We start from the raw sequence: 6,190 nt of genomic DNA on the forward strand, positions 1-6,190 counted from the left end.
GAAACCGTCTTCTCCCAACTGGTGGAAGCCCACATCCGCTCCGTTCAGACCAAGACGCTCGCCTCACTTCGCTTCCGTGTCGTCCTAGCCGTTCTCGCTCACAACCTCGCCCAGCCCTAAACGGGGTGCAGTATATAAAATGCCTTTTCCCCCCATTCCCACTTCTTAAGCTCCTTCGCCCCAGCACAGGCCGCAGCCCCAGACGGTGGGGTTGGGCGGGGCGGGGTGGGTACTAGGACCGTAACGATTACAGGGAAGGGGCGGACACCTAATTGGCGTCCGCCCCCTCTCCCATGTTGGCTTTAGTTGCTAGCGGGCGCCGTACCAATGCGCGACCACACGATGACCGTGAAGCCGCCGCGCTCGTAGACGCGCAGTTCGTAGGTCTGGCCGCCCTGGGTGAAGATGCGGCTCTCACCCTCGGGCAGCCCGGCCAGACCGGTAGCCGTGGTGCCGGTGCCCGCAGCGGTGTCGGTCGCGGCCGTGTCGGTGGCCGCCGCGTCGGTACCGGTGGCCGTGTCCGTGGTGCCGGTCGCGGCGGTGTCGGTGCTCGTGGTGCCGGTCGCCGCGGTGTCAGTGCCCGTGGCAGCGGTGCCGGTGGTCGCCGTGCCTGCCGCAGCAGTGTCGGTGGTCCCGGCGGCGGCATCGCCCGTGGTGCCCGTCGCCGCGTCGGTGCCCTCGGCAGCGGCAGCCCCTGCGTCAGCGCCGTCCGCCGCCGCGAATCCGGCGGTGGTAAAGGCCTGCACGATCTGGTCGATGGAGCCCGTCACCGAGCCGCGGTAAACCACGCCGCCGCCCAACACGGTCGAGAAGGTCTTGACCAGCGTGGCGTCCTGAAGGCCGGGGATCGTGATCGTGGCTTCCCCGATGGTCAGGGTGGCCTCCTGCGAGACGACCGGCGCCGGGGTTTCTTCGGTGGCCGGGGGCGTGGCAGGCGGGGTCTGCTCCTGGGCGAGGGCGGTGCCCAGCCCCATCAGCAGCGCGGCGGTCAGCAGGCTCAAACGTCCGATGTTCTTCATAGCGATACCCCCAATGATGCGGTCCTGCGGCGTGACAAAGGTCCGAAACGAAAACAGTTCTACAGTTGGTTCCCGCGTAGCCTAGCATCCCAGATGAGAACCCGCGCAAGTCTCCTCCGCCGGGAACCCTGTCAGAGCATTCATCCAACTTGCCTGCCCGCGCCATCTGTCTTCTCTCAAGGTCAGTTTGGCCCTCCCACACCCGGTCGCTCACGCCCACCGCCTAGCCTTCCCGCATGACCGACAACAGGAATGACAACGAGGCCGAGCGGATGCAGGACGCCTACGCGCAGCGGCAGGAGCACGAGCGCGAGACGGGCAAAACGAGCGCGGGGGGTGCGGGCAGCACCGGCACTCCCGGCAACACCGAGTCGGGTGTGGACACCACCGGGGCCGAGGACGGCGGACCGCGCTCGGGGGTCACCGAAAGCTGAGCGCCGTGGGACGGCAGGGCGAGGGCCGCGTGGATGTTCCCGGCGCGGCCCTCTTCCCTGTTCACGCTACTTCTGGAACAGGTTCAGGTACTCGCCGTAGCCCTGCGCCTCCAGCTCGGCCACGGGTACGAAACGCAGCGCCGCCGAGTTGATGCAGTAGCGCAGGCCGCCTTCCTCCTGCGGGCCGTCCGGAAAGACGTGGCCGAGGTGCGAGTCGGCCTCCAGCGAGCGGACCTCGGTGCGGGCGTAGCCGATCTTGTAGTCGGTGTTCTCCGCCAGAGAGGTGCCTGGCAGCGGGCGGGTAAACGAGGGCCAGCCGCACCCCGCGTCGTACTTGTCGAGGCTGGAAAAGAGCGGCTCGCCCGACACCACGTCCACGTAGAGGCCAGGTTCCTCGTGGTCCCAGTATTCGCCGGTAAAGGCTCGCTCGGTGCCCTCCTGCTGGGTCACCCGGTACTGCATGGGCGTGAGCCGCTGACGCAATTCCTCGCCGCTGGGCTTGATGAAGGGAGGCCGGGCAGGATCGGTGGTCATGGACCGAGTGTAGGGAGAGCGTGCCCTCAGAACTAGGAGCCTTCTTCCGACCCGCAGGAGGAGTGAAGTGTCGCCACCCCCGTTGAGAAAGAGAACGCCCGTTAAGCCACGGGGGACTTGCCAGACGGCGGAGCAGCGGGGGCGCGTGACCCCCTCATACGGTGGCCCGTCCAACTCGCTTCTGAACCGGGAAAGCGCGGACAGGAGAACTCCTTTTCCGGAAACCGTGGTGTTCCTGTTCGCGCTGGGGAAAGGCAGCTCGGGTCGAACCGTTGTGGTCTCCGTCAGGCCAGACTCCGGATGACCCGCCAGCCAAACGTGCCGCACCTCCTTGCTTTGTTTTTTAAAGCAGTGCACACTGGGGGCATGACAGCCTTGACTCCATCCTCTCCGGACAAGTTGCGGGTAGATATCTGGTCGGACATCGCCTGCCCGTGGTGCTACGTCGGCAAGCGGCGCTTTGAGGCGGCCCTCGCGGCCTTTCCCCAGCGCGAACAGGTCGAGGTGGTGTGGCACTCCTTCGAACTTGATCCCTCGGCCCCGGTGCGGCCCGGACAGTCCATGCGGGACATCCTGGCGTCCAAGTACGGGGGCGGCGAGACGCGGGCGCAGGGCATGCTGGACACCATGACCCGGACGGCGGCAGACGAGGGGCTGGACTATCACTTCGGGGAGGTGCAGCCCACCAACACCTTCCAGGCCCATCAGGTCATTCATCTGGCCGCCGAGAAGGGCCTTCAGGATCCCATGAAGGAGCGGCTGCTGCGGGCATTTTTCACCGAGGGCGAGTTCCTGGGGGACCCCGAGGTGCTGGTGCGGCTGGCGGTGGAGGTGGGCCTGGACGCGGGGGAGGTCCGCGCGGCGCTGGCTTCCGGCGACTATGCGTCCGCCGTGCGCCAGGATGAGGCCCAGGCCCGCGCCGTGGGCATCAACGGCGTGCCCTTCTTCGTGCTGGGGGGCAAGTACGGGGTGAGCGGCGCCCAGTCGCCCGACGTGCTGCGCTCGGCGCTGGAACAGGTCTGGCAGGAAACGCACCCCGCACCCCTGACCCTGCTGGGGCAGGACGCCCCCGCCGAGGGCTGCGAGGGCGACACCTGCGCGGTGCCGGGAGCGGCGAACCGGGCCTGACGCGGAGTTGAAAGGGCCGCCTGCTCCGGCCGGGGAGGGCGGCCCCTTTCCTTGCCCTATCTCCGGCGCACCAGCCAGCGCGTCACCATCTGGCTGCCGAAAAAGACGGCGGCGAACAGCAGTGCCCCGGTCGGCTCGCGCACGCCGAAGATCGCCACCCCGCCCAGCAGCGCAACCAGGACCCGCAGGGCCAGCCGCCCGCGTCCGTCGCCCCGCAGGGTCAGGCGCAGCAGCAACACCAGCGCCGCGAGGCCCACACCCAGCACCGCCAGGTCCAGGGGATCACGGCGCAGCCCCCAGGTCACCCCCAGAAGGGCGGCGGCCAGCAGTGCCCCGGCCAGTGGCGCCGCCCCCCGCATCATTCACTCCAGAGGTCGCAGCGGTGCTCCTGGTCGAAGGAGGTGGTGCCCGCGATGCGGCCCGGCTGGAAGGTCTGGACCGTGCCGCCGGGGGAAGCGAAGGGGGCCCACACAGGCAGGCCCGCGCCGTTGGGATTCCCGGTGCGGGCGAAGTTGCCCCAGTAGGCGCGGATAGTGCGGGCGAGGTCGGCCTGCGCGGGCGTGAACTGCGCGGGGCTGGCGAGGCCCGTGAGCGGCGTGCCGAACACGCTGACGAGTTCGCCCGCGTGGTAGGCGCCGTAGTCAGGAATGGCCGCGCTGGGCTTCAGGACGCTGGGCGCGTCGCGGTCACGGAACTCGTAGGCGTAGACGGGCGTGAAACGGGCGAGGTCGCGGATGATCTCGGAGCTGGGGCAGGCGAAGACCCCGTCGGTCACCAGGGCGGAGGCGGTCAGCCCCACTGTGGGGTAGTCGCGCGTCGGGTAGTTGGCGAGGACCCGCAGCGTGTTCCAGCCTTCCAGTTGGCCCACCAGCAACCAGAACTGCCACAGGGGAATGTCCCGCCCGTCGCGTCCGAACGGCGCCACGAACAGCGTGCCCTCGTCGAGGTTGGTGCCCATCAGGGTGGGTACGCGGTTCACTTGCCCGCTCCCAAAGACCTCCTGCGGCGAACGGGGCAGTACCCCGTCCCCGTACACGGGCGGAAAGGAGATGAAGGCCAGGCCCGGCGTCTCGGTGGTCAGCAGCCGCTCGGCGGGAACGGCCCGCAGGCAGGCGGCGCCCGCGTCCGGGCAGTTCAGGGTGCGGGCAAACGCCGCGCCCGTCTTCAGCGCGTCCGCGAGCGGGCTCAGGACGATGTCCGGTGTGCAGGGGCCGCTCTGAATGATTGCCTTGTCGAAGAGGCCCGCCGCCAGGGGCGAGGCGAGCTGGTTGCAGATGCTCATGCCGCCCGCCGACTCCCCGAACACGGTGACATTGGCGGGGTCTCCCCCAAAGGCCGCGACGTTGTCGCGCACCCAGCGCAGCGCCGCCTGTTGATCGAGCAGGCCGTAATTCCCCGCGCCCTGGTTCCCCACCAGCCCCGGCGCGGCCAGAAAGCCCAGCGGCCCCAGGCGGTAGTTGATCGTGACCACGACCGCGCCCTGCTCGCGGGCCAGCACCCGACCGTCGTAGTCGCTGCCTGCGCCGCTGCGAAAAGAACCGCCGTGAATCCAGACCATGACGGGAGCGCGGTTCGCATTGGCCGGGGCGTTGACGTTCAAGTAAAGGCAATCCTCACTGCCGCGCGTGGGACCGTCACCCAGGGCCGAGCGCTGAAGGCACACGTTGCCGGGCCGCGAGGCGTCGCGGTCTCCCACCCAGATGGCGGGAGGCTGGGGCGCGCGCCAGCGCCGGTCCCCGGTGGGCGGCGCGGCATAGGGGATGCCCTGCCATACCCGCACCCCGCCTGCCTCGCGGCCCACGAGCGTCCCGGTCCGGACCTGGGCACGGACGGGCGTACCGGGCGCGGCTGACGGCGCGGACTGGGAGGTCGGGGGAACCGTGGGCGCGGCCGTGTCCTGGGCGTGGGCCACCGTGAGCAGCGCGGCAGTCAGCAGGGTGAGGGTGCGGATCATGCCCCAGCGTAGGGGGCGCGGCGGCGCCAAACATGGGGCGGAAATTGAGGCCGGGTTGGGATCAGGCCGGATTGGGTGTCAGACCGGGAGAGGCGGCGGGTGCCTCGCCGTCGTCGTCCGGAAAGGCAGGCGAGGAGAGGGTGCCCCCCTGCAAGATGGTGACGAGTTCCTCACCGCTCAGCGACTCGCGCACGATCAGTTCGTCAGTCAGGCGGTGCAGCACATGCAGGTGCTCGCGCAGCAGCCCCACGGCTCGCTCGTACTGCCCGTTCAGAATGCGGGCCACCTCCGCGTCAATGCGCTCGGCGGTATGGTCGCTGTAGACGCCCTGCTGCGGGCCGTATCCCAGAAAGCCGCCGCTCTCCTGCGCGAGCGCGAGCTGCCCGACTTCTGACATGCCCCACTCGGTCACCATGCGCCGGGCCAGCCCCGTGGCCTGCTGAAAGTCACTCGCCGCGCCCGTGGTGACCTCCCCGGTGGCGACTTCCTCGGCGGCGTGCCCGGCGAGCGCCACGCAGAGACGGTCGAGCAGCGCCGCGCGGGTGTGGTGCATCCGGTCTTCCGGCGTGTAGAGCGCCGACCCCAGCGACCGCCCACGCGGCACGATGGTGAGCTTGTGGGCCTTGTCCGCGTGGGGCAGGAGCTGTGCGGCGAGGGCATGGCCGACCTCGTGGTAGGCCGTCACCCGCCGGTCGGCTTCCCGCACTACCAGCGAGCGGCGTTCGGGTCCCATCAGCACCCGGTCCCGCGCTTCTTCCACATCCCGCATCACGATCTTCGACCGCCCTGACCGAGCCGCCCCCAAAGCCGCCTCATTCAGCAAGTTCTCCAGATCCGCCCCCACCATCCCCGCCGTCCTTCTGGCGATGACCCCCAGGTCTACACTGGGGTCCAGCGGCTTTTTGCGGGCATGAATGCGCAGGATCATCTCCCGCCCCCGCACGTCGGGGGCGTCCACCACCACCTGACGGTCGAAGCGGCCCGGACGCAGCAACGCGGCGTCCAGCACGTCGGGGCGGTTGGTGGCGGCCAGGATGATGACCTCCTGCCCGGAACCGAAGCCGTCCATTTCCACGAGCAGTTGGTTGAGGGTCTGTTCGCGTTCGTCGTTGCCGCCCTGG

General features: G+C 69.4%; 7 protein-coding genes and 1 pseudogene. 3 read left to right on the forward strand and 5 right to left on the reverse strand.

The genetic code is table 11. The features are described from left to right. Positions 1–120: pseudogene (locus F8S09_RS17375) on the forward strand (IS982 family transposase); the annotation flags it as partial. Between the two features lie 182 nt (positions 121–302). Here the strand turns inward: F8S09_RS17375 and F8S09_RS17380 are convergent. After that, positions 303–1,019: a hypothetical protein gene (locus tag F8S09_RS17380; protein WP_152872685.1), complete on the reverse strand. Its 717-nt coding sequence runs from the start codon at positions 1,017–1,019 to the stop codon at positions 303–305. A gap of 236 nt (positions 1,020–1,255) precedes the next feature. Between F8S09_RS17380 and F8S09_RS17385 the strand changes: the two genes are divergently transcribed. Beyond that, the gene (locus F8S09_RS17385) at positions 1,256–1,453 is read left to right on the forward strand and encodes a hypothetical protein (RefSeq protein WP_152872686.1); all 198 of its coding nucleotides are present in this window, start codon (positions 1,256–1,258) and stop codon (positions 1,451–1,453) included. 66 nt (positions 1,454–1,519) lie between these two features. Here F8S09_RS17385 and msrB read toward each other — a convergent pair whose 3' ends face one another. Beyond that, the gene (gene msrB, locus F8S09_RS17390) at positions 1,520–1,987 is read right to left on the reverse strand and encodes a peptide-methionine (R)-S-oxide reductase MsrB (RefSeq protein WP_152872687.1); all 468 of its coding nucleotides are present in this window, start codon (positions 1,985–1,987) and stop codon (positions 1,520–1,522) included. A gap of 366 nt (positions 1,988–2,353) precedes the next feature. On the opposite strand from msrB, the gene F8S09_RS17395 reads away from it, so the two are divergent. Then, entirely contained in the window at positions 2,354–3,115 is a 762-nt protein-coding gene (locus F8S09_RS17395) for a DsbA family oxidoreductase (RefSeq protein ID WP_152872688.1), read from the forward strand. A 56-nt stretch (positions 3,116–3,171) separates the two neighbouring features. Here F8S09_RS17395 and F8S09_RS17400 read toward each other — a convergent pair whose 3' ends face one another. From F8S09_RS17400 to F8S09_RS17410, 3 genes are all read right to left on the reverse strand, one after another. Beyond that, positions 3,172–3,474 (reverse strand): hypothetical protein, encoded by a 303-nt coding sequence (locus F8S09_RS17400; RefSeq protein WP_227978780.1) that lies wholly within the window; start codon positions 3,472–3,474, stop codon positions 3,172–3,174. After that, positions 3,474–5,069 (reverse strand): carboxylesterase/lipase family protein, encoded by a 1,596-nt coding sequence (locus F8S09_RS17405; RefSeq protein WP_152872690.1) that lies wholly within the window; start codon positions 5,067–5,069, stop codon positions 3,474–3,476. Before F8S09_RS17405 ends, F8S09_RS17400 begins: the two co-directional genes overlap by 1 nt. A gap of 61 nt (positions 5,070–5,130) precedes the next feature. Beyond that, a partial coding sequence (locus F8S09_RS17410) for an ATP-dependent metallopeptidase FtsH/Yme1/Tma family protein (RefSeq protein WP_152872691.1) occupies positions 5,131–6,190 on the reverse strand: 1,060 nt, incomplete at its 5' end.

It is taken from the genome of Deinococcus terrestris (genome assembly GCF_009377345.1).
GTDB lineage: Bacteria > Deinococcota > Deinococci > Deinococcales > Deinococcaceae > Deinococcus > Deinococcus terrestris.